Genomic DNA, 25,199 nt, shown 5'->3' on the forward strand with positions numbered 1-25,199 from the left:
CGTAATGTCGACGATTATGATCGATCATGAAGCGGTTGTGAGGCGAATTCGCAGTTCCGCCCCTCCGGCGGTCGCCGGGGAAGTCGCCACGCTCTCCCGGATGACAACGCCAAAGGCGAGATTGTGCCACCGGTGACAGGAATCCGTCCTTCCGCCCCCCATTGCAGAAAACTCCCCACTCGCGTATTGCTCCGGGAGGTTACTGGGTCGTAGCGTTCGCCGGGCGGCGCCCCGTCGCAGGTCGGCGCAGCTCCGCGAGCCACCCTGCGGCGGACGTGCCCGCCCCGGTCTCCCGGCCGGGGCGGGCACGTCCGCGGGTGGAGGCCCACTCCTCCCGCCCTCCGGGGCGGGAAGCCCGACTGTCTCCCCGGAGACAAGAACCGACCGCAGTTTTGTCTCCCCGATGACAAATAAGGAATCGGATCAAGGATTTTGCGCCATGCCTATTGTCCGGGTGATCGACACCGACTTAACGTGCGCCCGCGGTGCACACCCGACGCGGGCTTGCTGGAGGTGGAATGGGAATCGAAGTAGTCGTTGAGGGTCTGACCATGTCCTTCGGCAAGCAGAACATCTGGCAGGATGTCTCGCTGACCCTGCCGACCGGAGAGGTCAGCGTCATGCTCGGGCCTTCCGGCACCGGGAAGACGGTCTTCCTGAAATCGCTCATCGGGCTGCTCAAGCCCCAGCACGGCCGTGTCCTCATCAATGGCGTCGACATGGTCAGCAGCCCCGAGAAGGACATCTACGAGACCCGGAAGCTCTTCGGCCTCATGTTCCAGGACGGGGCGCTCTTCGGCTCCATGACCCTGTTCGACAACATCGCCTTCCCGCTGCGCGAGCACACCCGCAAGCGGGAGTCCGAGATCCGGCGCATCGTCATGGAGCGCATCGACCTCGTCGGCCTCCTCGGCGCCGAGGGCAAGCTCCCGGGCGAGATCAGCGGCGGAATGCGCAAGCGCGCCGGTCTGGCCCGGGCCCTCGTCCTCGACCCGCAGATCGTCCTCTGCGACGAGCCCGACTCCGGCCTCGACCCGGTCCGCACCGCCTACCTCTCGCAGCTCCTCATCGACCTCAACGCGCGGATCGACGCGACGATGCTGATCGTCACCCACAACCTGGACATCGCGGCCACCGTCCCCGACAACATGGGGATGTTCTTCCGGCGCAACCTGGTCACCTTCGGTCCCCGCGAAGTCCTCCTGACCAGTGAGGAACCGGTCGTCACCCAGTTCCTCGCGGGCCGCCGCGAAGGGCCCATCGGCATGTCCGAGGAGAAGGACGCCGCCACTCTCGCCGCCGAGGCCGACGCCGCCGCCCCGCACCTGACGGCCGGCCCCCGCGTCATCGTGCCGCAGCTGGAACCCTCGCCCGGTCTCCCGCCGCGCGCCGCGGTGGAGCGCCGCCGGCAACGGGTCCTCGGCATGCTCGACCAGCTGCCGCCCGCCGCCCGCGCCGCCATCCAGGACACGTACGCGCGCGGCGGCGCCGTCCCCGCCCTGACCGAGCCGGCCGCCGGGAGCGGCTCGTGATCGGCGGGGCGCTGCGGCAGACCGGACGCCTCTTCGCCCTCGCCGCCGAGGTGAGCCGGGCCGTGTTCCGGCGCCCCTTCCAGTTCCGCGAGTTCGTCGAGCAGTTCTGGTTCGTCGCCAGCGTCACCATCCTGCCGGCCGCCCTCGTCTCCATCCCCTTCGGCGCCGTCATCGCCCTCCAGGTCGGCTCGCTCACCCAGCAGCTCGGCGCCCAGTCCTTCACCGGCGGCGCCAGCGTCCTCGCCGTCATCCAGCAGGCCAGCCCGCTCATCGTCGCCCTGCTGATCGCCGGCGCGGGCGGCTCCGCGATCTGCGCCGACCTCGGCTCCCGCAAGATCCGCGAGGAGCTGGACGCGATGGAGGTCATGGGCGTCTCGCCGGTCCAACGGCTGGTCGTCCCCAGGGTCCTCGCCACCATGGGCGTCGCCGTGCTCCTCAACGGCATGGTCTCCGTCGTCGGCACCCTCGGCGGCTACTTCTTCAACATCGTCCTCCAGGGCGGCACCCCCGGCGCGTACCTCTCCAGCTTCTCCGCCCTCGCCCAGCTCCCCGACCTCTACATCAGCGAACTCAAGGCGCTGATCTTCGGGTTCATCGCGGGCATCGTCGCCGCCTACCGCGGCCTCAACCCGCGCGGCGGCCCCAAGGGCGTCGGCGACGCCGTCAACCAGTCCGTCGTCATCACCTTCCTCCTGCTGTTCTTCGTCAACATGGTGCTGACGGGCATCTACCTCCAGATCGTCCCGCCGAAGGGAGGCTGAGGCCGATGGCCTCCCCGTTCGCCTGGCTCGACCGGTCCGGTGACCAGTTCCTGTTCTACGTGCGCGCCCTGCTCTGGGTCCCCCGGACCCTGCGCCGCTACCTCAAGGAGGTGCAGCGGCTCCTCGCCGAGGTCGCCTTCGGCTCCGGAGGGCTCGGCGTCATCGGGGGCACCATCGGCGTCATGATCGCCATGACGCTGTTCACCGGCACCGTCGTGGGCCTCCAGGGCTACGCCGCCCTCGACCAGATCGGCACCGCCGCCTTCACCGGCTTCGTCTCCGCCTACTTCAACACCCGGGAGATCGCGCCGCTCGTCGCCGGACTCGCCCTCTCCGCCACCGTCGGCGCGGGCTTCACCGCCCAACTCGGCGCCATGCGCATCAACGAGGAGGTCGACGCCCTCGAAGGCATGGGCATCCGCTCCATGCCGTACCTGGTCACCACCCGGATCATCGCCGGCGTCGTCGCCATCGTCCCGCTCTACGCGATCGGACTGCTCTCCTCCTACCTGGCCTCCCGCTACGTGACCGTCCTCTTCAACGGGCAGTCCCAGGGCACCTATGACCACTACTTCAACCTCTTCCTGTCCCCGACGGACGTCCTCCTCTCGGTGCTCAAAGTGCTGATCTTCAGCGTGATGGTGATCGTCGCCCACTGCTACTACGGCTTCCGCGCCTCCGGCGGCCCCGCCGGCGTCGGCATCGCCGTCGGCCGCTCCGTGCGCAACGCCATCGTGCTGATCAGCGTCACCGACTTCTTCCTGTCGCTGGCCCTCTGGGGCGCGACCACGACCGTGAAGGTGGCGGGGTGAGATGAGCGACCCACGCGGCGGGACCACCCGCCTCCGGCTCGCCGGAATCGTCTTCCTGCTGGTGCCCGCCCTGCTGGCCTGGCTTGCCGTCGCCGTCTACCAGAAGCGCTTCACCGACTCCGACCCGGTCGTCGTCGAAGCCGGCAGCGTCGGCAACGAGATGCACCTCGGTGCCGAGGTCAAGCTCCGGGGCGTCGTGATCGGCGAGGTCCGCGCCATCGACGCCAGCGGCGAAGGCGCCCGCCTCACCCTCGCCATGAAGCCCGGCGCCCTGGACCACGTCCCCGCCGACGTCCGCGCCCAGATGCTGCCGACCACCCTCTTCGGCGAACGGTTCGTCGCGCTCGTCCCGCCCGAGACCTCCTCGGGCGGGAGGCTGGCCCCCGGCTCCGTCATCCCGCAGGACCGTTCCAGCAACGCCATCGAACTCCAGCAGGTCCTCGACAACGTCCTGCCCATGCTCACCGCCGTCCAGCCGCAGAAGCTCTCCGCGACCCTCTCGGCCGTCTCCCAGGCCCTCGAAGGACGCGGCGAGAAGCTCGGCGAGACCCTCGCCACGCTCGACGCCCACCTGCGGAAGTTCAACCCCCAACTGCCCACCCTCAACCGCGACCTGAAAGAACTCGTGAAGGTCAGCCACCTCTACGCGGACGCCGCCCCGGACATCGTCACCGCGCTCACCGACTTCACCACCACCAGCGGCACCCTCGCCGAGCAGGAGAGCCGGCTCGCCGAGAGCATCGGCGCCACCACCCGGACCTCGCAGGACCTCACCACCTTCCTGCGGCAGAACAAGGACAACATCATCCGGCTCAGCTCCACCAGCCGGCCGACCCTGGAACTCCTCGCCGCGTACTCCTCGTCCTTCCCCTGCACCCTGCGCACCCTGGCCCAGTTCGTCCCCGCCATGGACAAGGCGCTCGGCAAGGGCACCAACCGGCCGGGACTCCACGTCGAGGTCACCACCGTGCCCTCGCGCGGCGCGTACGTCCCCGGCCGCGACACCCCCTCCTACGGTTCCGGGGGCGGCCCCCGCTGCTACCCCGTGCCCTACCTCGGCACCTCCGTCGCCCCCGCCGCGCGCTCCTCCGAGGCCGCCGCGCAGGACCTCGGACCGGCCAACTCCCCGCAGGAGAACGACCTCGTCACCGAACTCCTCGCCCCCGCCGCGGGCACGGCCCCCGGCGACCTGCCCGACTGGAGCAGCCTGCTGGCCGGCCCCGCCTTCCGCGGAGCGGAGGTGACCCTGCGATGACGTCCCCGACCGATCACACCCGCCGCCGCGGCCTCACCGGCACGCTCGTCAAGTCCCTCGTCTTCGTCCTGGTCACGGCGCTCGCCACCGCCGTCCTCGGCCTCAGCATCGCCAACACCGGAGTCGGTTCCCGGACCCTCTCCTACAAGGCGCTCTTCACCGACGTCACCGGCCTCGTCAAGGGCGACTCCGTCCGCATCGCCGGCGTCAAGGTCGGCGAGGTCACCGACGTGCGCGTGGTCCAGCGCCGCACCGCCCAGGTCACCTTCACCGTCCGCGAGGACCGCGCCCTGCCCCGCTCGGCCACCGCCGCCGTCAAGTACCTCAACATGGTCGGACAGCGGTACGTCTCCCTGGCCCGGGGCAGCGGCGAGATCGCCGGCACCCTCCGGGACGGCGACACCATCCCGCTCGACCGCACCACCCCCGCCCTCGACCTGACCCTCCTCTTCAACGGCTTCAAGCCGCTCTTCGAGGGACTCTCGCCCGCCGACGTCAACGACCTGGCCGACTCCCTCGTCCAGGTGCTCCAGGGCGAGAGCGGCACCGTCGACAGCCTGATGCGGCACATCGGCTCCCTCACCCGGACCGTCGCCGCCAAGGACCAGGTCATCGGCCAGGTCGTCACCAACCTCAACACCGTCCTCACCACCATCAACAACCGCGAGGCCGCCTTCGACGACCTCGTCGTCACCCTCCAGAAGCTCGTCACCGGCTTCAACACCGACCGCAAGCCGCTCGGCCAGGCCGTCCAGGCCGTCGGCGACCTCGCCACCACCACCGCCGGGCTCTTCCAGGAAGGCCGCGCCCCGCTCAAGAAGGACATCCGCGAGCTCGGCCGCCTCTCCGGCACCCTCGGCGCGCACACCCCCGACATCGAGGCCTTCCTCGCCCACACCCCTGGCAAGATGACCGCCCTCGCCCGCCTCTCCTCCTACGGGTCCTGGTTCAACCTCTACCTGTGCGAGGCACGCGTCACCGGCGTGGGCACCTCCGACGGCTCCAAGCCGCCGACCGGCATCGCCGTGACCGAATCGAGGTGCCGCGGATGAGCCCCCGCACCGGACTCAAGCCCGTGAAGGAGCGCAACCCGATCGCCGTCGCCGTCGTCGGCCTGGTCGTCCTCGCCCTCCTCGCCGCCGGCGCCTACAACGCCGACCGGCTCCCCTTCGCCCGCGGCGGCACCGCCTACAGCGCCGACTTCTCCGAGGCCGCCGGACTCGACACCGGCGACGAGGTCCGCATCGCCGGCGTCAAGGTCGGCGAGGTCACCGGCGTCGCCCTCGACGGCCCCAAGGTCAAGGTCACCTTCGAGGTCGGCGACGCCTGGGTCGGCGACCGCTCTACCGCCGCCATCGCCGTCAAGACCCTCCTCGGCGAGAAGTACCTGGCCCTCGACCCGCTCGGCTCCGCGCCCCAGAACCCCGGCACCCGCATCCCGCAGACCCGCACCACCTCCCCCTACGACGTCACCGAGGCCTTCCAGGACCTCAGCCGCACCAGCGACGCCATCGACACCAAGAAGCTCGCCGAGAGCTTCGAGACGATCTCCGACACCTTCAAGGACTCCCCGCCGCACGTGCGCAGCGCCGCCGACGGCCTCTCCGCCCTGTCGAGGACCGTCTCCAAGCGCGACGCCGAACTCGCCCGGCTCCTGGAGAACAGCAACCGGTTCACCAAGACCCTCGCGGACAAGAAGTCCAGCTTCGAGATCCTCCTGGAGGACGGCGGCTCCCTCCTGGGCGAACTCCGCAAGCGCCGCGAGGCCATCCGCTCCCTCCTCAAGGGCAGCCGCGCCCTCGGCACCGAGCTCAGCGGCCTCGTCGGGGACAACGAGCGCCAGCTCGGCCCCACCCTGAAGGCCCTCGGCCGGGTCACCGCGGTGCTGGAGAAGAACAGCGGTCAGCTCGACAAGACGCTCGCGCTCGTCGGCCCGTACTACCGGCTCGTCGGCAACACCCTCGGCAACGGCCGCTGGTTCGACAGCTACCTGTGCGGCGTGGTGCCCCGCACCTACCTGCCCGAGGGCTCCCAGCCCACGACCGGGTGCATGCCGCCGAAGCAGAAGGCGGCCGCCCAGGGGAGCGGTGAGTGATGACCAGAGCCAGAAAACCCCTCGTGGCCGGCATCGCCTTCGTGGTGCTCGCGGCCGGGGCGCTCACCGCCGGGGGCGTCCTCGAAGCCGAGGGCACCCGCGTCACCGCCTGGTTCGACCAGGCGGTCGGCGTCTACGCCGGCTCCGACCTGCGCATCCTCGGCGTCCGCGTCGGGGAGGTCGAGTCGGTCCGCCCGGAGGGCACCCGGGTCCGCGTCCGGCTCCGCCTCGACGAGGGGATCCGCGTCCCCACCGACGCCCGCGCCGTCGTCGTCGCCCCCAGCATCGTCGCCGACCGCTACGTCCAGCTCACCCCCGCCTACAGCAGTGGCCCCTCCCTCGCCGACGGCGCCGAACTCCCCGCCTCCCGCAACCGGGTGCCCGTGGAGATCGACCAGCTCTACCGGTCCATCACCGAGCTCGGCGACGCCCTCGGACCCGACGGAGCCAACGCCGAGGGAGCCCTCTCGGATCTCCTGAACACCGGAGCGAAGAACCTCAAGGGCAACGGCGCCGCCATCGGCACCTCCATCGAACAGTTCGGCAAGGCCGCCAAGACCCTCGGCGGCAACAGCGACGACCTCTTCGCCGCCCTCGGCCAGCTCCAGACCTTCACCACCATGCTCAAGAACAAGGACGGCGACGTCCGCACCGCCCAGGAACGCCTCGACGAGGTCGTCGGCTACTTCGCGGAGAACAAGGACGACCTCTCCGGCGCGCTCAAGGAACTCGCCAAGGCCCTCGCCCGGGTCAAGACCTTCATCAAGGAGAACCGGGGCGAGCTCAAGAAGAACGTGAACCGGCTCGTGCCCCTCACCCAGACCCTCGTCGACCAGCGCGCCTCCCTCGCCGAGGCCCTGGACACCGCCCCGCTCGCCGCCGGCAACCTCGTCAGGGCCTACGACCGGGACACCCGCACCCTCACCGGCCGCGCCAACCTCAACGAGATCGGCCTCGGCGGCCCCCTGCTCCCGCTGCCGGTCACCGGCGGCGGCGCGACGAGCGGCGGGAGGGAGCGGCGATGACGAAGCGCGCACTGCCCTCCCGCAGGGCGGCCGGAGCCGGAGCCGCCGGAGCGGTCGCCCTCGGCCTCGGCCTCGCCGCCGTCCTCGGCCTCCTGCCCGGCACCCCGTTCCGTTTCGACGGCATCGAGGACCTGCCCCTTCCCGGCGGCGCCGACCTCGGCTCCCACCCCTACACCGTCACCGCCGAACTCACCGACGTCCTCAGCCTCGTGCCGCAGGCCGCGGTGAAGGTCAACGACGTCGCCGTCGGCCGCGTCACCCGCATCGAGCCGGGCTCCGACGGCTGGACCGCCCGCGTCACCCTCAGGATCAACGGCGACGTCCGGCTGCCCGCCGACGCCAACGCCCGCCTGGAGCAGTCCAGCCTCCTCGGGGAGAAGTACATCCAGCTCGTCGCCCCCCTCCGCACCGGCGCGGGCACCGGCACCGGCGCGGACGCCGTACGGCAGACCTCGGCCGGCAAGGACGACGGCCCCCGCCTCGCCGACGGCGCCGTCATCCCGCTCGCCCGCACCAGCCGCAACACCGAGGTCGAAGAGGTCTTCGGCGCCCTCTCCCTGCTCCTCAACGGCGGCGGCGTCAACCAGCTCAAGACCATCACCCGCGAACTCAACAAGGCGCTCGGCGGCCGCGAACCAGAGGTCCGCTCCATGCTCAACCGGGTCGACACCCTGGTGAAGAACCTCGACGAGCACCGCGCGGACATCACCGGCACCCTCGACGCCCTCAACCGGCTCTCCACCACCCTCGCGGGCCGCAAGAACGACATCGACACCGTCCTCACCGGCCTCTCGCCCGGCCTGAAGACGCTGGAGAACCAGCGCGGCTCCCTCATCACCATGCTGCGCTCCCTGGACACCCTCTCCGGGGTCGCCGTCTCCACCGTCAACTCCAGCAAGAAGGACATGGTCGCCGACCTCAAGGCCCTCGCGCCGACCCTGAAGGCACTCGCCGACGCCGGTGCCGACCTGCCCGACTCGCTCCAGGTCCTCCTCACGTACCCTTTCACCGACGAGGTGATGCGGGGCATCAAGGGCGACTACCTCAACACCTACCTGCACCTCGCCGCCGCCCCCGGCACCGAGGTCATCCCGCCGCTGATCCCCCGGGACGAGACGCCGACCTCGCCCCCCACGCCCCCCGAGGAGACCCCGCCCCCCGAGGAGCCGCCGGCCCCCGAGGAGGGCGCCCTCCGGCAGGGCGGACGCGCCGCCACCGGCCTGCCGCTGCCCCCGGTCACCACCCCCGCGGACGGAGGCAACCGCCGATGATCACGCGTACCGTCTGGCTCAAGAACATCGCCTTCCTCGTCATCGCCGTCCTCGTCCTCGGCTACCTCGGCATCCGCTACGCCGACCTCGGCCGCTTCGCCGGGGTCGCCGACCACTACACCGTCCGGGTCCACCTGGCCCGCACCGGCGGCCTCTTCACCCACTCCGACGTCACCTACCGGGGCGTCTCCGTCGGCCGCGTCGGAGCCATCGACCTCACCGCCGACGGCGTCGTGGCCGAGCTCCGCATCAAGCGGTCCGCGCCCCGCATCCCCGCCGACGCGAAGGCCGTCGTCGCCGGGCTCTCCGCGGTCGGCGAGCAGTACATCGACCTCCGCCCGGAGAGCGACGGCGGCCCCTACCTCGCCGAGGGCGCCACCATCGACCAGATCGACACCCAGGTGCCCGCCCCCGTCACCGACGTCCTCGCCAGCATGAACGACCTCACCCGCTCCGTACCGCTGGACTCCCTGCGCACCGTCGTCGACGAACTCGGCACGGCGTTCGACGGCCACGGCGACGACCTCCAGGCCCTCCTCGACAACGGCAGCCGCTTCATCGAGGCCGCCGACCGCTCGCTGCCCGCCACCACCCGCCTCATCGACGACGGCGAAGTGGTGCTGCGCACCCAGGCCGACGAGAGCCGCGCCATCCGGGGCTTCGCCACCGGCGCCCGTGACCTCGCCGCCGCCCTCAAGGGCTCCGACGCCGACCTGCGCCGCGTCCTCGCCACCGCCCCCGAGGCCACCGGCCAGGTCAGCGGCCTGCTGCGCGACGTCGACCCCAGCCTCGGCGTCGTCCTCGCCAACCTCCTGACCACCTCCGAGATCGCCGTCACCCGGCAGCGCGGCTTCGAGGAACTCCTCGTCAAGCTCCCCCCGGCCGTCGCCGCCGGAGCCTCCGCCGTCCACGACGGCCGCCTCAATGTCGGCATGGCCGTCACCTTCTTCAAGCCGCTGCCCTGCACCTCCGGCTACGGCGCCACCCGCTACCGCAACGGCCTCGACCTCGGCACCGCGCCCGCCCTCAACACCGGCGCCTCCTGCACCGCCCCCGCCTCCTCGGGGATCAACGTGCGCGGCTCGGCCCACGCCCCCGGCGGGCGCGCCGTCCCCGAGCCCGCCCGGCCCGGCTCGCTCCCCTCCGGCACCGCGCCCGGCGCCCGGACCGCCCTGCCCGGCGCGCTCGCCCTGCCCGGCCAGGGAGCCGCCCCGACGGATCTGGCCGGCCTGCTCGGCCTGGACGACCGGAGCGGCCGGTGAAGCGCGCCCGCGCCGCCGCGGTCGGCGCCCTCGTCCTCGCCCTCGGCTTCTGCGGCACCGGCGCCTGGACCTACGCCCAGGCGCGTGCCGACGAGGAACTGGCCTTCGGCCGGGAGCGGGACACCGCGCTCGCCGAGGGCCGCGCCCGCCTCACCGTCCTGCACACCCTCGACGCCTCGACCCGCGCGAAGGCGGAGGCCGACATCCGGGCCTGGAGCGACGCCTCCACCGGCCCCCTCCACACCGAACTGGGCCGCGTCCGGCCCGCCGTGGGGGCCTCCGCCCGCGCCACGGTCACCGACGCCGCCCTCACCGCGCTCGACGCCCGGGCGGGGACGGCGAAGCTCATCGCGACCCTCCGCGTCGACGTCACCCCCCGGGGCTCCGCCGCCGCGACCACCGACCGCAAGCGGCTCGAGGCCGTCCTGACCCGTACGGGAGAGGACACCTGGAAGGTCTCGGCACTGAGCGCGGTCCCCGTCACCCCCGCCGGGAAGGGAGAGGGCCGGTGACCCGACTGCTGAAGGAAACGACGGCCGACGACACCCCCGCCGACACCACCAGTACCACCGATACCGACACCGCTGACACCACCGGCACCACCGACACCACCAGCCCTACCGACACCGACACCGGTGCCGTCACCGCCGGGGAGGACGGCGGCGCCGGGGCCCAGGAGGCGGAGCGGCGCGGCCCCGTCTCCTGGCGCGGGACCGCCGTCGTCGCGGCCGTCGTCGTCCTCCTCCTCGGCGGGGGCGCCTTCCTCTACGGGGCGCACCAGCTGCGGTCCACCCCGGCCGCGCAGAACCGGGCCCTGACCGACGCCGGGGCCACCGACCGGGTCGGCGGCGAGGTCGCCGAGGGCCTCGCCCGGATCTTCTCCTACACCCCGGCCGGTACCGAGACCGCCGAGCGCTCGGCCCGCACCGTCCTGACCGGCCGTGCGGCCCGCCAGTACGCGCAGCTGATCGCCCAGGTCCGCGCGAACCTGGTCGCCCAGAAGATCACCCTCACCACCCAGACCGTCCGCACCGGCGTGATCGAGCTCGACGGGGACCGCGCCCGCCTCCTCGTCTTCCTCGACCAGACCTCCCGGCGGGACGGGGGCGCGGTCACCTCCGCCGCCGCCCAGCTCACCGTCACCGCGCAGTTCCAGGACGACCGGTGGCTGATCACCGACATCAAGGCCCGCTGAGCCGCGAGCGGAAGAAGGAAGAACCCATGAAACGCCTGGTACGCACCACGACGGGCAGCCGGCCCGCGCTGGCCACGGCCCTCGTGCTCACCCTCGTCGCCGGCGGCTTCGCGGCCTGGCAGGGCCAGAGCTGGTACGCCGCCGCCCACGACGACTCCGCCGCCTACGCGGCGCAGCGCGACCGGGCGCTCGCGGCGGGACAGCAGGCGGTGCAGAACCTCAACACGCTCGACCACCGGCGTGTCGACCAGGGCCTCGACCTCTGGGAGTCCTCCACCACCGGGGAGCTCCACCAAGAACTCGTCCAGGGCCGCAAGGAGTTCGCCGGACAGGTCAAGGCGGCGCGGACGGTGACCAGCGCCCGGGTGCTCTCCGGCGCCGTCACCGAACTCGACGACCGGGCGGGCCGCGCCCGGATGCTCGTCGCCCTGCGCGTCACCGTCACGACGCCCGACGACAAGAGCACCGACAAGGACAGCCGCATGTTGGGCGAGCTGACCCGCGTCGACGGCCAGTGGATGCTCAGCGGCCTGGGCCAGGCCCCCGTGGGCGGTACGGCCTCCGGCGGCTGACCGGGCCCGTCCCGAGAGAGCCGCCCCCCGCCGAAAGGACTGACACGCACCATGTCGACGACCCGCCACCACCTCAACCGCCAGCGCCGCCGCCAGGCCCTCGGCGACCCCGCGTCCCCTTCCCCGGCCCGCCCCGCCGGGGACGTCCTCACGGAACCCGCGCCCGCGGAGCCCGTACGGGAGACCCCGGCGGAAGCCGCGGCGGACCGTGCGGGCGAACCCGCACGGAAGCCCGTACGCGAACGCGGACGGAAGCCCGGAGAAGAACCCCCGGGGGAGACCGGCGGGGAGGGTACGCCGCCGGCCCGGAAGGCGTCGGGCGGGCCGCGTCCTCGCCGCGCCGCGCCGCTGGTGGTCCTCTGCGTCCTGACCCTGCTCCTCGGCGGCTTCGCCGGATGGGCGCACAGCAGGGCGGGCGCGCTCCGGGGCGACCCGGAGCGCGCCAACACAGCCCTCACCGACCTCGCCCGCACCAGCGAGATCAAGGGCGCGACCGCCGAGGCCGTCGCCGCACTCTTCTCCTACGACCACGCGGCCCCGGACGCCTTCGAGAAGGCCGGGAAGACCTTCCTCACCGGCAAGGCCGTGGCCCAGCACCGCACCCTCTTCCGCGGCGTCCTCGAGCAGGCCGCCCGGCAGAAGATGGTGATCACCACCACGGTCACCGACAGCGCGGTCGAGCGCATCGACGGCGACCGCGCCCGGGTCCTCGTCTACGCCGACCAGAGCAGCGTCGCCACGGCCGGCGCCAAGAAGGGCGCGAAGCCCCAGGACCAGGGCGCCTACGCGGGCGCCATGTTCGCGGTCGACGTCGTCCGGCGCGACGGCCGCTGGCTGGTCGAGAACATCGACACCTTCGGCCGCTAGACAGTGATCGGGCCATCACCTGGGCGGAGCCGGAGCGGGTGGCCGTCCGGGCGAGGTGCCCGGCGGTCTCCCAGCGGTCCCACTCCAGCGAACCGGCCTTGCCGTCCCGGGCCCCCGGTACTACCGCCCCGTCCCCCCGAGGTGCGCCGCCCACGGGTAGTAGACGAAGGCGAAGGCCGCCGGGGCTCCCGTGACGCGGTTTCCGAGCCAGACGTCGTTCGTCAGTTGGATGCCCGGGAACATCGGGTTCGTCTCCTCCCGCAGCTGCCGCTCCATCCGGACGACCAGCTTCGCGCGGGCCGTCTCGTCCTTCGTGCCCACCGCCTCCGTGTAGAGGGCGTCGATGCCGCTGTAGCCGGACTGGTTGAAGCTGCCCCCGGTCACCGCCGTGATGCCGAGCCAGTCGAGCGGGTTCGGGATGTTGGGCCAGAACTGGGTGTAGAGCAGGTCCGTGCCGCCGCGCGTCGCCGGGTCGTACAGATAGTTCGAGTATCCGGTCGCGGGGACGACGTCCAGCTGGAAGTTCAGGCCGATCTTGTCCGCCGCGTCCTTGACGCCGATGCCGAGTTGCTGGGTCTCGGCCTGCTGGGGGACGACCAGGCTGATCCGCTGGGACCTGACGGCGGCCGGGACCGTGGCCAGGAGCTTCTTCGCCTCCTTGATCCTCGGGGTGCCGTCCGTCCTGACCGTGTCCGCGTACGCGGTCAGGCCCGCCTTCGCGAAGCCGTACGCCGCGGGCACGGTCTGCAGGGCGGCGGGGGTGCCCTCGCCGGCGTACACCTGGCTCCCGATGCCCTTCCAGTCGATGGCCATCTGGAGCGCCCGGCGCACGTCCGCGTTCCCCATCGCGCCCTTCGGGTTCGCGACGACGAGCGTGACGGCGAGCGGTGCGGGGCCCGAATAGAGCCTGCCGGCCGTGGATGCGCGTAGCAGCGGGAGTCCCGCGGTCGGCGGCTGGTACGTGCCGTCGATCTGGCCGGAGAGCAGGCCCGAGGTGATCGCGGAGTCGTCGGTGAGGAAGGTGAAGTCGATGTTCTTCACCTTCAGCGGGAGTTCGCTGTTCCAGTAGCCGTCGTAGCGGCTCGCGCTGATCGACTGCCCCCGCTTCCACCCGGCGTACTTGTACGGGCCGGTGCACATGACGCCGACGTCCGGCGTGCCGACCTTCTTGCCGTGCCGCTCGTAGAACTCCTTCTGGACGACGACGCCCGCGTAGCTCGCGAGCTCGTCGTTGAAGAGGTAGTCGGGGCGCTTGAGCTTGACCGTGACCTCGTCTTCACCCGTTCTCGTGACCGAGTCGACGTTTCGGTAGAGATAGCCGTAGAAGCCGGTGGCGTCCGTCAGGTGGTGGTTCATGCTCCACGCGACGTCCTCGGCGGTCATCGGGGAGCCGTCCCAGAAGGTCACGCCGGAGCGGATCCGGTACACCCAGGTCTTCGGATCGGGGTTCGTGTACGAGGTCGCCAGGTTGGGCTTGATGGTGAAGTCGGGCGTCTGGACGAACAGGGTCTCGCACATGTTCGAGTTGATCATATTCGGCGTGTAGTCGGCCGCGTGGAAGGGGTCCACGGTCTGCGGCTCGCCCTGGAAGACGTTCCAGGTGATCTTCTCCACCGTGCCGGTGCCCGGGGGCGTGAAGGTCGTGAGGGAGGCGGCGGAACCGGCGCCTCCGACAGCCGCCCCACCGGTACAGCCGGTCAAGCCGAAGGTCAGGGCGAGGGTGAGAGCGAGGGCCGTGCCTGTGGCGGAGGCCCCGGGTGTCGCGAGGAAGCCCCGTCCGCGCGGGCGGTGTCGTGCGGTCATGGCGCTACTCCAGGCGAGGTGGTGGGGCCCGTGAGGGTCTCGGGGTTCCAGCCGGTGCGCGGGACGCTGTCGCGCAGCAGACGGGTGTAGGGGTGGGAGGGGTTGTCCAGGACCTCGGCGGTGGGCCCCTGCTCGACGACGACGCCGTGCCGCATGACGATCGTGTCGTCCGTGACCTGCCGGATGACGGCGAGGTCATGGCTGATGAACAGGTAGCTCACGCCCCGCTCCCGCCGGATGTCCGCGAGCAGGTTGAGGATCTGCGCCTGGATCGAGACGTCCAGGGCGGACACCGCCTCGTCGAGGATCAGCACCTCCGGATCCGCGGCGAGCGCTCGGGCGATGGCGACGCGCTGCCGCTGCCCGCCCGACAGGGACCGCGGCAGCGCCGCGAGCTGGCGGTCGTCCAGCCCGACGAGCCCGGCCAGTTCGGCGACCCGCGCCCTCGTCCCCGTACGCCCGAGGCGGGAGTGGACGCCGACGACCTCCGCGAGGCAGTCGCCGACGCGCTGGCGCCGGTCGAGCGAGGTGTACGGATCCTGGAAGACGATCTGGACGTCCCTGCCGCGCGAGCGGCGGGCGCGGGCCGAGCGCGCGGGCCGGGTGCGGTCCTCGCCCCGCACCGTGATCCGCCCGCCGGACGGCCGCTCCAGGCCGATGATCATGCGGGCCGTCGTCGTCTTGCCGGAGCCCGACTCGCCGACGATGCCCAGGGAACCGCCCGCGGCCAGAGTGAAGCTCACATCGGCCACGGCGGTGGCGCGAGCGGGCCCGTGACCGAAGGTCTTGGTCAGGTGCTCGACCACGAGCAGGGGTTCGGTCATCGCTGGACCTCCTCGTCCGAAGCGGCGGCGGTGGCGGAGGCGGCGGTGGTGGCGGTTGGCGCCGACGACAGCAGGCGGCCCCGCAGGCCGGGCATCCGGACGCAGCCGGTAAGCCCCTCACCGACCCGCAGCAGGGGCGGCGCCCCCTCCGCGCACCGGTCCTCCGCGAAGCCGCAGCGCGGGGTGAACGCGCACCCGTCCGGCGCCTCGTACGCGGTGGTCGGGTGCCCGGCGATCGCGGGCAGCCGCTCCACGCGCCGGCCGATCTCGGGGCGCGCCCGTACCAGCGCGGCGGTGTACGGGTGGAGCGGGTCCTCGTGCAGCCGCGTCGAGGGCTGCCGCTCCATCACCCGGCCCGCGTACAGGACGATCGTCTCGTCGCAGACGGCGCCCGCGAGTTCCAGGTCGTGCGTGATGAAGAGCATCGCCATGCCGTACTCGCGCTGCATCCGGCGCAGCAGCCCCATCACCTCCGCTTGCGTGGTGACGTCGAGCGCGGTCGTCGGCTCGTCCGCCAGCACCAGGCGCGGCCGGGCGGCGACCGCGGCGGCGATCATCACCCGCTGGAGCAGCCCGCCGGACAGCTCGTGCGGATACTGCCGCAGCCGGCGTTCCGGATCGGAGATCCCGACCTCGGCCAGCAGCTCCCGCGCGCGCCCGCGCGCTACGGCCTTCGGCATCCGGTCGTTGAGGCGCATCGCCTCGGTGAGGAAGTCACCGATGGTGCGGACGGGATTGGTGTGGGCCCGCGCGTCCTGGAAGACCATCGCCACGTCCTTCGCCCGGTACGCGCGCAGGGCCTCGGCGCGCAGGTCGAAGACGTCGGCGCCGTCGAAGCGCACCCGGCCGGCCACCTCGGCGCCGTCCGGGAGCAGCCGCGCGACGGTCCGTACCGTCATCGACTTGCCGGAGCCGGACTCGCCGACCAGACCGAGCGTCCTGCCCTCGGCCAGCGAGAACGAGACGTCGCGCAGCACCGTACGGAGCTCGCCCGCGACGGGCAGCCGGACCGTCAGGTCCTCGACTTCGAGCAGTGCGTTCACGAGCGTGCCTCCCAGCGCTCCGTGAGCCGGTCGCCGAGCGTGTTGACGGCGCCGACCGTGATGACGATGAGCGCGCATGCGAGCAGCGCCTCCTGCGGGTGGCCCTGGAGCACGCCGGCCATGCCGGTGCCGACCATGGCGCCCCAGTCCGACGTCGGCGGCTGCACCCCGAGGCCGATGAACGAGAGCCCGGCGAGGTCCATCAGCGCGAAGCCGAAGGCGAGCGTCGCGTTGGCGACGATCAGCCCGCTCACGTTGGGCAGGATGTGCCCCAGCGCGATCCGCAGCCCGTGCACCCCCTGTACCTGGAGCGCCGCCACGTACGGCAGGTTGCGCTCGCGCAGCGCCGCACTTCGCACGATCCGGGCGATGTACGGGACGTACGCGACCGACAGCGCCACGATCGCCGCCGGAAGTCCGGAGCCGAACAGCGCGGTCGCCAGGATCGCGAGCAGCAGCCCCGGGAACGCGAACACGGCGTCGACGACCCGGACCACCAGCTGGTCGAACCAGCCGCCGAACCACACGGCCGCCAGCGCGAGCGCCGTCCCCAGCAGCGTCGAGACCGCCACGACGAGGAACGGGCCGGTCAGCGCCGTCCGGGAGCCGGTGATCAGCCGCGAGAGAAGATCCCGGCCGGTGGCGTCGGTGCCCAGCAGGTGCGCGCCGCCCGGGCCCTGGTACGCGCCGGAGAAGTCGATCGCGTTCGGCGGCTGGGGCGCCAGGACCGGGGCGAGGAGCGCGCAGAGCACCACGCAGCCGAGGAGGACCAGGGCCGTCCAGCCGGACGTACCGATCCCTCCGGTCGCGCCGGGGCGTCGGGCGCGCCGGGGGCGCCACGCGCGCTTCACGGCGCGGGGTCCGGTGCCGGGCCCGGAACGCGGCCCGTCGGGGTGTACCGCCGCTGTCGCGCTCATGAGTCCTTCTTCCCGATCGACACCCGCGGGTCGAGCAGTGTGTAGGCGATGTCGATGAGGGTGTTCAGCACGATGAAGGCGGCGACGTACACCAGGCAGATCGCCTGGACGACCGGGAAGTCCTTCTGCTGCACCGAGTTGACGAGGGACTGGCCGAGCCCGCCGAGCTGGAAGACCTGCTCCACCACGACGCTTCCGGCGATCAGGCCCGCGATCGTGAGACCGGCGACGGTCAGCACGGGCATCGCCGCGTTGCGCATGACGTGCCGGCGCACGACGGCCCGGCGGGGGAGCCCCCGGCTGATCGCCGTCTGTACGTGGTCGGCGGCCAGCTCCGCCCGTACGGCGGTCTGGGCGAGCCGCGCGACGAACGCGACGGACGCCAGGGCGAGCGCCAGCGACGGGAGGGCCAGGTGGTAGAGCTGGTCGAACACGCCGCTGCCCGCGCCGAACACCGGGAACCAGCCGAGGTTCACGGCGAACACGATGATCAGGACCACCGCGCCGACGAAGGTCGGCACCGCCATGAGGCCCGTGGCGCCCGCCATCGCCGACCGGGACACCCAGCCGGGCCTGAGCCCGGCGAGCGTGCCGATGGCCAGACCGCACAGCAGGACGATCGCCGCGGCCATCACGACGAGCAGCGTGGTCACCGCGGCACGGCCGCCGACCAGCGTGGACACCGGCTGGTTGTAGACGATCGAGGTGCCGAAGTCACCGTGCAGCACCCCGCCGAGCCACCGCAGGTACTGCTCCCAGATGGAGTCGTCGAGATGGTATTCGGCCTTGATCGACGCGATCGCCTCGGGGCTCATCGTGCGCCCGTGCGTGAGGTACGTGAGCGGGCTGCCGGGCGCGGCGAACAGCGCCCCGAAGACGACCAGGCTCGCGATCAGCAGGGTGACCGCCAGACCCGCGAGGCGTACGGCCACGAAGCGCGTGACCGCCGCGACGGGGCGCTTGCGGGTCGGCGGCGCGGGTGGCGGCGTCGCCGCTCCCGCCGCCGTCGCCCCCTTCGTAGCGGCGTCGTTCATCTCTCCTCCTCCGGCCGCGCGTGGTGGACGGCGCGCCCGCCCACGACCGTGCGCAGCACGCGGGTGTCGAGCAGCTCGTCGAGCGGGCGGGAGAAGATGTCCCGGTCGAGCACGACGAAGTCGGCGTAGAGCCCTTCCGTGAGGCGCCCGTGCAGGTGCTCGGAGCGGCTCGCCCAGGCGGCGTCGCGGGTGGCGTGCACGATCGCGTCGGCCAGCGGCAGCGCGTAACGGGCGATGTTGGCGGGCAGCGAGGGGTCCAGCGCCGAGCGCCGGGTCGCCGCGATGAACATGTTGGGCAGCGGGGCGTGCGGCGAGGTGGGGGAGTCGGTGCCGAGCACGAGCGTGGCGCCCGCCTCGGTCATCTCCGGCCACGGGAAGCCGCGGTCCGCGCGCTCGTCACCGAGGACGCGGCGCCAGTTCTCCTGTATGGCCGGATCCGCGTGTACGGGCTGCATGCTCGCCGTGATGCCGAGGGCGGCCAGCCGCTGGATGTCCTCGGGGTCGACGACCTCCAGATGCTCGATGCGGTGGCGGCGCTCCCGGGGACCGTTGAGCGCGACGGCGTGCTCGACGGCGCCGATCGCCACCCGCGTGGCCTCGTCGCCGATCGCGTGCATGGCGACCTGGAGACCTGCGGCGTCGGCGGCGGCCACGACGGGGGCGAGTTCGGCGAGGCTCCAGATCGGGTCGGCGTTCGTGCCGTCCACGTACGGCTTGCCGAGGGAGGCTGTACAGCCGTCGACGGTGCCGTCGACCATGACCTTGATGCCGGTGACCCGCAGGAACGGCGTGGCGTCGCTGGCGGCGAGCTCGGCGACCCGCGCGACCTGGGCGAGGTTGTCGGCCTCGTCGCCGGTGGGCTGGACGCGCCAGAACGCGCTGATACGGGTGGTCAGGGCGCAGTCCGCGTCGGCGCGGCGCATCGCCGCGTAGTCGTCCTCGTTGAGCGCCATCTCGGTCGAGCCGACGATCCCGGACTCGGCGTACGCGGCGAGGGCGACGGTCAGGGCCTCGTCCCGGTCGGCCTCGGTGGTGAAGCCGTCGAGCACCGGCCAGACGAGACGGTGCATCGCGGTCTCGTCGACCAGGCCGGTGGCGGCGCCCCGCGCGTCGCGGTGGACCGTACCGCCGGGCGGGGAGACGGTGGCATCGTCGATGCCGGTCTCTTCGAGGGCCGCCGAATTCAGCCAGATCGAGTGGAAGTCGTACGCCTGCGCGTAGACGGGCCGGTCGGCGACGACCGCGTCGAGCATCCCGCGGTCGGGGGCGCCGCCGGGGATGTCGCCGTGCTTCCAGCCGGTGGCCAGCACGCGGGGCGCGTCCGGATGCGCGTGCGCCCAGCGGTCGATCCGGCGCTGGATCTCGGCCACCGAGTCGGCGCCCCAGAGGTTCACCTGGGCCGCGGCCTCACCGGTGCCGACCACGTGGGCGTGGCCGTCGACGAAGCCGGGCAGGACGGTCGCGCCGCCGAGGTCGTGGACCCGGGCGTCCGGCCCGGCCACGCGGGCGGCGGTGGCCTCGTCGCCGACGTAGGCGATCCGCTCGCCCACCACGACGAGGGCCTCGGCGCGGGCGCGGCGGTCGGAGGTGAAGACGCGGGCGTTGCGGTAGAGCTGGGCGGGCGGGGGCGTGTCGAGCGGGGTGAGGCTGTCGTCCATGGGGTTCCTCGGAGCAGGTGGGAAGGGCAGGAAGAGCACGGCGAGGGACGGATGGGTCAGAACAGGTCGAGGCCCTCGCGGGCCGCGGTGTCGGGGGTGCCGGCCCGGTACGCGAGGGCGAAGCCGGGAAGGTCGAGGGCCGCGGTGAGCAAGGTGCCCCACTGCTCGTGGCGCGGCTCGGCCGGATCGGCGCGCACGCACACGACCGCGTCGGCCCCCTCGGCGCCGCAGAACGCCGCCGCGCGCTCGGGAGCGGAGCGGCCGGTCATGCCGCCCCGTACGGCGAGGGCGTGCGCGTACCGCTCGACCGACACCGACTCCGGCACGGTGATGCCACCGCCCGCGAGCCCGGCGTCGAGGAAGTGGTTGGTGTGGAGCAGCCAGCCGTCGGCGCCGGGTTCCAGTACGGCGGTCCCGGAGGGGGACATCTCGATGGAGGCGGCCTCGGTGCGGTCGGTGTCCTCCTCGGCACGGTCCTCGGCGCGACCGCCCCGGTAGGAGACGACGGTCAGCACGGTGGAGGCGCTCACCTCGGCGGAGGCGACGATGTCGCGGGCCTCCGCCACCGTCGTCGCCTCCTCCAGGACGCGGCGCGCGACCGCGTGGACGGGCACGCCGCCGGCGGAGCTGTCGGAGCGGTGCCGCAGGATGTTGAAGTGCAGGCCGAGCCCGGCGTCGTTGAGCCCGATCTTGGCGGCGGTGCCGAACTCGGTGAAGAGCTTCACCCGGCGCCCGGCGCCGGTCACCAGGGACAGCAGCAGACCGTCCGGCGTCAGCGAGTCGTGCCAGTCCCAGGTCTGGATCGTCTCGGGCGGGCCGCCGGCGGGCGGTGCGTACACGGCGGTCGTGCACTCGCCCTTCGAGGGTGCCGACGCCGCGGCGAGGATCTCGGTACGGGCGCCGACCGCGGCCACCCGCCACGCCTCGACGCCCGCCGCCCCGGCGATCGCGTCGGACTCCTCGGCGAGCGCCGGGTACCAGTCGCGCAGGGCGTCGTGACTGCGCGCCGTGATCTCGCGGACGGTGGCGTCCGGGATGCCCGACAGCGCGAAATGCTCCAGGTAGCGGGCGCCGACGTCACGCACCCGCTCCCCGCACAGCGTGCCGATCTCGTGGCCGCGCTCGCGGGGGTCGGTGGCGGTCGAGCGCAGGATGTGCAGCTTCATAGAGTTCGCAGACCTTTGCCTTGTGAGGCCCATCACAGGGGGAACGGCCGCCACGCTAGGCAGGTAAAACGTTTAATACAACGGTCGAAGTCAATCCGCCGGCTTCCCCGACGTCACCTTCCGCACTCTCCGTCTACCAGGAGGTCCCTGTGGCCCGCTCGAAGGGCGTGACCATCCGCGACGTCGCCCAGCGCGCCGGCGTCTCCGTCGCCGCGGTCTCGATGGCGCTCAACGGCACCGGGACGCTGAGCCAGGCGACACGGCTGCGCGTCCGCGCGGTGGCCGAGGAGATGGACTACCAGGCCGACGCCCTCGCGCGCGGGCTGCGCCGGGCGTCGGTCGGGGCGATCGGGCTGGTCATGCGGTCACTCGACTCGCTGGGCGAGTACGCGCCGCGCGGCGTCGACGTGTTCACCCGCTACATCGGCGCCGTCTCGGCGCAGGCGATGGACCGCGGCCTCAGCGTGATGCTCGTACCCGACCCGACCAGGCGCCCGACGCCGCCGCTCGCTCTCTCGCTCGACGGCTACATCGTGACGATGCCGCACCTGGACGACCCGGTCGTCGCCCTCCTCGAACGCCGGGGGATCCCGTACGTCACGCTGGGACGCGACCCCGGCCGCCCGGACTTCACCGACTGGGCCACCGAGAACGAGAACGTGAGCTTCCGGCGCGTCTACGAGCACTTCGCGGCCAACGGCGCACGCTCCGTCGCGCTCGTACGCGGGACCGACCGGAACGCCTGGAACATCGACAGCGAGGCGACGTACCGCGCGTGGTGCGAGGGCGCGGGGATCGCGCCCCGCGTGTACGCGTCGGCGGAGCGCGACGGCGAACGGGGCGGCGAGCGCGTCGCGCACGCCCTCGTCGACGACGGCGTGCCGGACGCGATCCTGTGCCACACGGGTCGCCAGGCGGCCGGAGTGCTGGCGGGCCTCACGGCCCGCGGCGTCGCCGTGCCCGAGTGCACGATGCTGGCGGCGGCCTCGGACTCCGAACACACCCGGCACAGCCGCCCCGCGATCTCGTCGGTCGAACTCCACGTCGCCGACACGACGTTGGCACTCCTCGACCTCCTCCAGGCCCGCATCGCCGGCGAACCGAGCAAGGGCCCGATCCTGACGACCTCTCGCTTCCGCGCCCGCGCGTCGACGCGACGCGCCCAGCCGGGTGCGGGTGGCTGAGCGGGCCGGGCGGGCACGCGCCCCTGGACACCTCACGCATCGCGAGCCATGATCACGACATGACCCGCCTCCGCCGAAAGGCCCATGCCGCGTAGCCGCCCGGGGCGGCTACGCGCCCAGCACGCGACACCCCGCCGGCCCGGTCGGCGACGGTACGCCCGCGCGAGCCGGCCGCACCTCACCGGTCCGCGCGAACACCCCGTCCGGATCGACGGCCTGTCCCCCCGTACGGCCCTCGCCGTGCACCGCGCGGAGACGGGCACTCCACCGGGGGAGACGGACCTGCGCCCGGGTGACACCGGGATCGCCCTGCGGTGCTACCGGGCGTTCCTGGCGGAACCGGGCCGCTACCTCTACCCCCGGAGGACCCCTTGCGGCTGCGAGGACTGCGAACGCGCGCAGAATGTGGCCGCCGCCCGGGACGTCCTGTCCGAGGTCCTGCCCCGGCTCCCGCCCGGCGCGCGCCGGGAACTCGCGACGCTGCTGGCGGGACTGGACGAGGAACTGCGGCGCCGGACCCTGCCCGACCCGTTCGCGCACCGGCAGCCCTGGTACCGGGCGGGACGAGAGTGGTGGCACTACAGGCTGTACGACGAGTCGAGCCACCTCTGAGGTCGGGCCGCCGGCCGTCCGCGACGGGTCTCACCGGACCCGGCGGTGCCGCCGGTCCGGCCGAAGGATCCGAACCGATACCGGGAGTCAGGCCGCGACGAGCTCCTGCTCGCGGTCCGGCGTCTTGACCTTGGGCTTCTTGTTCGGCAGCGAGAGGCGGAAGACCTTGTGCCACGCGGAGAACACCTGCTTGGGCAGCGGCCCGGTGACGTACTCCAGCTCGTACTTCTCGAACAGCGCGCGCACCTTCACCGCGACCTCGGCGTACCGGTTGCTCGGCAGGTCCGGGAACAGGTGGTGCTCGATCTGGTGCGACAGGTTGCCGGTCATGAAGTGCATGGCCCTGCTGCCGCTGATGTTCGCCGAGCCCATCATCTGGCGCAGGTACCACTGGCCGCGCGTCTCGCCCTCGATCGACCGGCGCTCGAAGACCTTCACGCCCTCGGGGAAGTGCCCGCACATGATCACCGAGTGGGACCAGATGTTGCGGACCAGGTTCGCGGTGAACGTGGCGGCGAGCGTGGTGAGGAACGACGGGCCCGACAGCAGCGGGTGGATCACGTAGTCCTTGAGCACCTGCTTGCGGATCTTGCGGCCCACGGCCTTGGCCCGCGCGCGGAACTCCGGGTTCTTGCGGCGGCGCTTGTGCAGGTTCTTGCCGAGCTCCAGGTCGTACGCTGCGATGCCGTACTCGAAGAAGCAGGCGTTGATGAAGTTCCACAGCGGCTGGCCGAGGTGGAACGGGTACCACCTTTGGTCCTCGTCGACGCGCATGATGCCGTAGCCGAGGTCGTTGTCCTTGCCGATCACGTTGGTGTACGTGTGGTGCAGCTCGTTGTGCGAGTGCTTCCACTGCTCGGACGGCGAGACGTGATCCCACTCCCAGGTGGTGGAGTGGATCTTCGGGTCCCGCATCCAGTCCCACTGGCCGTGCAGGATGTTGTGGCCGATCTCCATGTTGTCCATGATCTTCGCCACGGACAGACCGGCGGTGCCGAGCAGCCACGCGGGCGGGAAGAACGAGAACAGCAGCACGCCCCTGCTGACCAGCTCGAGCTTGCGCTGCGCCGAGATGACCTTACGGATGTAGGCGGCGTCCTTCTCGCCACGGTCGGCGATCACCTCGTCGCGGATCGCGTCCAGCTCGCGGCCAAGCTCCTCGATCTGCTCCGCGGTCAGGTGGGCGGTGGGGTCGATGGCGGTCAAGGTGTTCCTACCGTTCGATGTCGCAGGGGCCCGCCGCGGCGGACACGCAGGTCTGGATGAGGACACCAGGCTCGGCCTCGGTGATCTCGCCGGTACGCAAGTCGCGGACGGCGCCCGCCTTGAGCGGTGTGACGCAGCCGAAGCAGATTCCCATGCGGCACCCGGACGGCATGAGCACGCCGGCCTCCTCGCCGATGTCCAGCAAGGGCGTGGCGCCGTCCGCGTCGACGGTCTTGCCGGTGGCGCTGAACGTGACCTCGCCGCCGTCGCCGGCGACGACGATGCCGGGGCGGAAGCGTTCGGTGTGCAGGCGCTCTTGTACGGCGTGCTCGGTCCAGTGTCTTTCGGCGGCGTCGAGCAGGCCCGCGGGCCCGCAGGCCCAGGTCTCGCGCTCGGCCCAGTCGGGCACCAGTTCGTCGAGGCGGGCGATGTCGAGCATGCCGTCTGTGTGGGTGTGCACCTCGGTGAGCCGCAGTTTCTTGTCCGCGACCAGGTCGTGCAGTTCGTCGCGGAAGATCACGTCTTGCGGCTGTGGCGCGCAGTGGACCATGACGACGTCGTCGAACTCGATGTCGCGCAGCATGCCCATCACCGGCGTGATGCCGCTGCCGGCCGTCAGGTAGAGCACCTTGGCGGGTTTGGCCTGCGGCAGGACGAAGTCACCGGTTGCCTGGCCGAGCTGGACCAGCGTGCCCGGTTTCGCCCTGCGGACCAGGTGGTTGCTGACCTTGCCGTCCGGGATCGCCTTCACGGTGATCGTGACGCGGCCGTCCGGGCGGTTTGTCGGCGAGGTGATGGAGTAGGCACGCCACAGGCGCACCCCGTCGACGTCGACCCCGATCCGCACGTACTGACCGGCCGTGTGGCCGCGCCAGCCCCTTCCCGGCCTGATCACGATGGTCGCGGCGTCATCCGTCTCGGGGTGCACGGCCTCGATGCGCCCCCGCAGGTCTGCTCCCGCCCGCAGGGGGCTGACCAGGTCGAGGTAGTCCGACGGCAGCAGCGGCGTCGTGATCGTCTCCAGCAGTTTCCACGCCCTACTGCGGAGGGCTGCACTCGTCATGACCCCAGCTTGATGCGCTTCAAGGGGTAAAGTCCTGACCAA

24 protein-coding genes are annotated in these 25,199 nt (G+C 72.2%); 15 read left to right on the top strand and 9 right to left on the bottom strand.

Translation table 11 applies throughout. The features are described from left to right. Positions 1 to 518 precede the first annotated feature (518 nt). The 13 genes from AB0Q96_RS35775 to AB0Q96_RS35835 are packed head-to-tail and all read left to right on the top strand — an operon-like array spanning position 519 to position 12,647. Positions 519 to 1,532 (top strand): ATP-binding cassette domain-containing protein, encoded by a 1,014-nt coding sequence (locus tag AB0Q96_RS35775; protein ID WP_365332926.1) that lies wholly within the window; start codon positions 519 to 521, stop codon positions 1,530 to 1,532. Then, positions 1,529 to 2,293, top strand: a complete 765-nt coding sequence (locus AB0Q96_RS35780; RefSeq protein ID WP_046907541.1) for an ABC transporter permease — start codon at positions 1,529 to 1,531, stop codon at positions 2,291 to 2,293. Before AB0Q96_RS35775 ends, AB0Q96_RS35780 begins: the two co-directional genes overlap by 4 nt. Positions 2,294 to 2,298: 5 nt before the next feature. Continuing rightward, complete coding sequence (locus tag AB0Q96_RS35785; protein WP_046907540.1) at positions 2,299 to 3,105, top strand: ABC transporter permease; 807 nt, start codon at positions 2,299 to 2,301, stop codon at positions 3,103 to 3,105. A gap of 1 nt (position 3,106) precedes the next feature. Continuing rightward, a complete protein-coding gene (locus tag AB0Q96_RS35790) occupies positions 3,107 to 4,360 on the top strand; it encodes an MCE family protein (RefSeq protein ID WP_365332928.1) in 1,254 nt (417 codons plus the stop codon). After that, positions 4,357 to 5,412 (top strand): MCE family protein, encoded by a 1,056-nt coding sequence (locus AB0Q96_RS35795; protein ID WP_365332929.1) that lies wholly within the window; start codon positions 4,357 to 4,359, stop codon positions 5,410 to 5,412. Before AB0Q96_RS35790 ends, AB0Q96_RS35795 begins: the two co-directional genes overlap by 4 nt. Then, positions 5,409 to 6,455: an MCE family protein gene (locus AB0Q96_RS35800; protein WP_365332931.1), complete on the top strand. Its 1,047-nt coding sequence runs from the start codon at positions 5,409 to 5,411 to the stop codon at positions 6,453 to 6,455. The genes AB0Q96_RS35795 and AB0Q96_RS35800 overlap by 4 nt, the downstream gene beginning before the upstream one ends. Continuing rightward, positions 6,455 to 7,480 (top strand): MCE family protein, encoded by a 1,026-nt coding sequence (locus AB0Q96_RS35805; protein ID WP_365332933.1) that lies wholly within the window; start codon positions 6,455 to 6,457, stop codon positions 7,478 to 7,480. Before AB0Q96_RS35800 ends, AB0Q96_RS35805 begins: the two co-directional genes overlap by 1 nt. Continuing rightward, a complete protein-coding gene (locus tag AB0Q96_RS35810; RefSeq protein WP_365332935.1) occupies positions 7,477 to 8,751 on the top strand; it encodes an MlaD family protein in 1,275 nt (424 codons plus the stop codon). The genes AB0Q96_RS35805 and AB0Q96_RS35810 overlap by 4 nt, the downstream gene beginning before the upstream one ends. Then, positions 8,748 to 10,013, top strand: coding sequence for an MlaD family protein (locus AB0Q96_RS35815; RefSeq protein ID WP_365332937.1), 1,266 nt, complete (start codon positions 8,748 to 8,750; stop codon positions 10,011 to 10,013). The genes AB0Q96_RS35810 and AB0Q96_RS35815 overlap by 4 nt, the downstream gene beginning before the upstream one ends. Then, positions 10,010 to 10,525 (top strand): hypothetical protein, encoded by a 516-nt coding sequence (locus AB0Q96_RS35820; protein WP_365332939.1) that lies wholly within the window; start codon positions 10,010 to 10,012, stop codon positions 10,523 to 10,525. The genes AB0Q96_RS35815 and AB0Q96_RS35820 overlap by 4 nt, the downstream gene beginning before the upstream one ends. Beyond that, positions 10,522 to 11,208, top strand: coding sequence for a hypothetical protein (locus tag AB0Q96_RS35825; RefSeq protein WP_365332941.1), 687 nt, complete (start codon positions 10,522 to 10,524; stop codon positions 11,206 to 11,208). Before AB0Q96_RS35820 ends, AB0Q96_RS35825 begins: the two co-directional genes overlap by 4 nt. A 26-nt stretch (positions 11,209 to 11,234) precedes the next feature. After that, complete coding sequence (locus tag AB0Q96_RS35830; RefSeq protein ID WP_365332942.1) at positions 11,235 to 11,780, top strand: hypothetical protein; 546 nt, start codon at positions 11,235 to 11,237, stop codon at positions 11,778 to 11,780. 51 nt (positions 11,781 to 11,831) lie between these two features. Further along, on the top strand, positions 11,832 to 12,647 hold the full coding sequence (locus tag AB0Q96_RS35835; RefSeq protein ID WP_365332944.1) for a hypothetical protein: 816 nt from the start codon (positions 11,832 to 11,834) through the stop codon (positions 12,645 to 12,647). Between the two features lie 120 nt (positions 12,648 to 12,767). Here the strand turns inward: AB0Q96_RS35835 and AB0Q96_RS35840 are convergent, their stop codons facing one another. The 7 genes from AB0Q96_RS35840 to AB0Q96_RS35870 are packed head-to-tail and all read right to left on the bottom strand — an operon-like array spanning position 12,768 to position 21,092. Further along, positions 12,768 to 14,450, bottom strand: a complete 1,683-nt coding sequence (locus AB0Q96_RS35840; RefSeq protein WP_365332945.1) for an ABC transporter substrate-binding protein — start codon at positions 14,448 to 14,450, stop codon at positions 12,768 to 12,770. Continuing rightward, on the bottom strand, positions 14,447 to 15,274 hold the full coding sequence (locus AB0Q96_RS35845) for an ATP-binding cassette domain-containing protein (RefSeq protein WP_365332947.1): 828 nt from the start codon (positions 15,272 to 15,274) through the stop codon (positions 14,447 to 14,449). The genes AB0Q96_RS35840 and AB0Q96_RS35845 overlap by 4 nt, the downstream gene beginning before the upstream one ends. Then, on the bottom strand, positions 15,271 to 16,317 hold the full coding sequence (locus tag AB0Q96_RS35850) for an ABC transporter ATP-binding protein (protein WP_365332949.1): 1,047 nt from the start codon (positions 16,315 to 16,317) through the stop codon (positions 15,271 to 15,273). The genes AB0Q96_RS35845 and AB0Q96_RS35850 overlap by 4 nt, the downstream gene beginning before the upstream one ends. Then, positions 16,314 to 17,234 carry an ABC transporter permease gene (locus tag AB0Q96_RS35855; RefSeq protein WP_365332951.1) on the bottom strand — a complete coding sequence of 307 codons (921 nt, stop codon included), beginning with the start codon at positions 17,232 to 17,234 and terminating at the stop codon, positions 16,314 to 16,316. The genes AB0Q96_RS35850 and AB0Q96_RS35855 overlap by 4 nt, the downstream gene beginning before the upstream one ends. Continuing rightward, entirely contained in the window at positions 17,231 to 18,268 is a 1,038-nt protein-coding gene (locus AB0Q96_RS35860; RefSeq protein ID WP_365332953.1) for an ABC transporter permease, read from the bottom strand. The genes AB0Q96_RS35855 and AB0Q96_RS35860 overlap by 4 nt, the downstream gene beginning before the upstream one ends. Continuing rightward, positions 18,265 to 19,926: an amidohydrolase gene (locus AB0Q96_RS35865; RefSeq protein WP_365332955.1), complete on the bottom strand. Its 1,662-nt coding sequence runs from the start codon at positions 19,924 to 19,926 to the stop codon at positions 18,265 to 18,267. Before AB0Q96_RS35865 ends, AB0Q96_RS35860 begins: the two co-directional genes overlap by 4 nt. A gap of 56 nt (positions 19,927 to 19,982) precedes the next feature. After that, a complete protein-coding gene (locus AB0Q96_RS35870; protein WP_365332957.1) occupies positions 19,983 to 21,092 on the bottom strand; it encodes a C45 family peptidase in 1,110 nt (369 codons plus the stop codon). A 149-nt stretch (positions 21,093 to 21,241) separates the two neighbouring features. Between AB0Q96_RS35870 and AB0Q96_RS35875 the strand changes: the two genes are divergently transcribed. Further along, positions 21,242 to 22,276, top strand: a complete 1,035-nt coding sequence (locus AB0Q96_RS35875) for a LacI family DNA-binding transcriptional regulator (RefSeq protein WP_365332959.1) — start codon at positions 21,242 to 21,244, stop codon at positions 22,274 to 22,276. An 84-nt stretch (positions 22,277 to 22,360) separates the two neighbouring features. Further along, positions 22,361 to 22,888 carry a hypothetical protein gene (locus AB0Q96_RS35880; protein ID WP_365332961.1) on the top strand — a complete coding sequence of 176 codons (528 nt, stop codon included), beginning with the start codon at positions 22,361 to 22,363 and terminating at the stop codon, positions 22,886 to 22,888. An 87-nt stretch (positions 22,889 to 22,975) separates the two neighbouring features. Here AB0Q96_RS35880 and AB0Q96_RS35885 read toward each other — a convergent pair whose 3' ends face one another. Next, positions 22,976 to 24,094 carry an acyl-CoA desaturase gene (locus AB0Q96_RS35885; RefSeq protein WP_365332963.1) on the bottom strand — a complete coding sequence of 373 codons (1,119 nt, stop codon included), beginning with the start codon at positions 24,092 to 24,094 and terminating at the stop codon, positions 22,976 to 22,978. Between the two features lie 7 nt (positions 24,095 to 24,101). Further along, positions 24,102 to 25,157, bottom strand: coding sequence for a ferredoxin reductase (locus AB0Q96_RS35890; protein WP_365332965.1), 1,056 nt, complete (start codon positions 25,155 to 25,157; stop codon positions 24,102 to 24,104). Positions 25,158 to 25,199 lie beyond the last annotated feature (42 nt).

Origin of the sequence: Streptomyces sp. NPDC093111 (assembly GCF_040683955.1) — a bacterium.
In the GTDB taxonomy this organism is placed as follows: domain Bacteria; phylum Actinomycetota; class Actinomycetes; order Streptomycetales; family Streptomycetaceae; genus Streptomyces.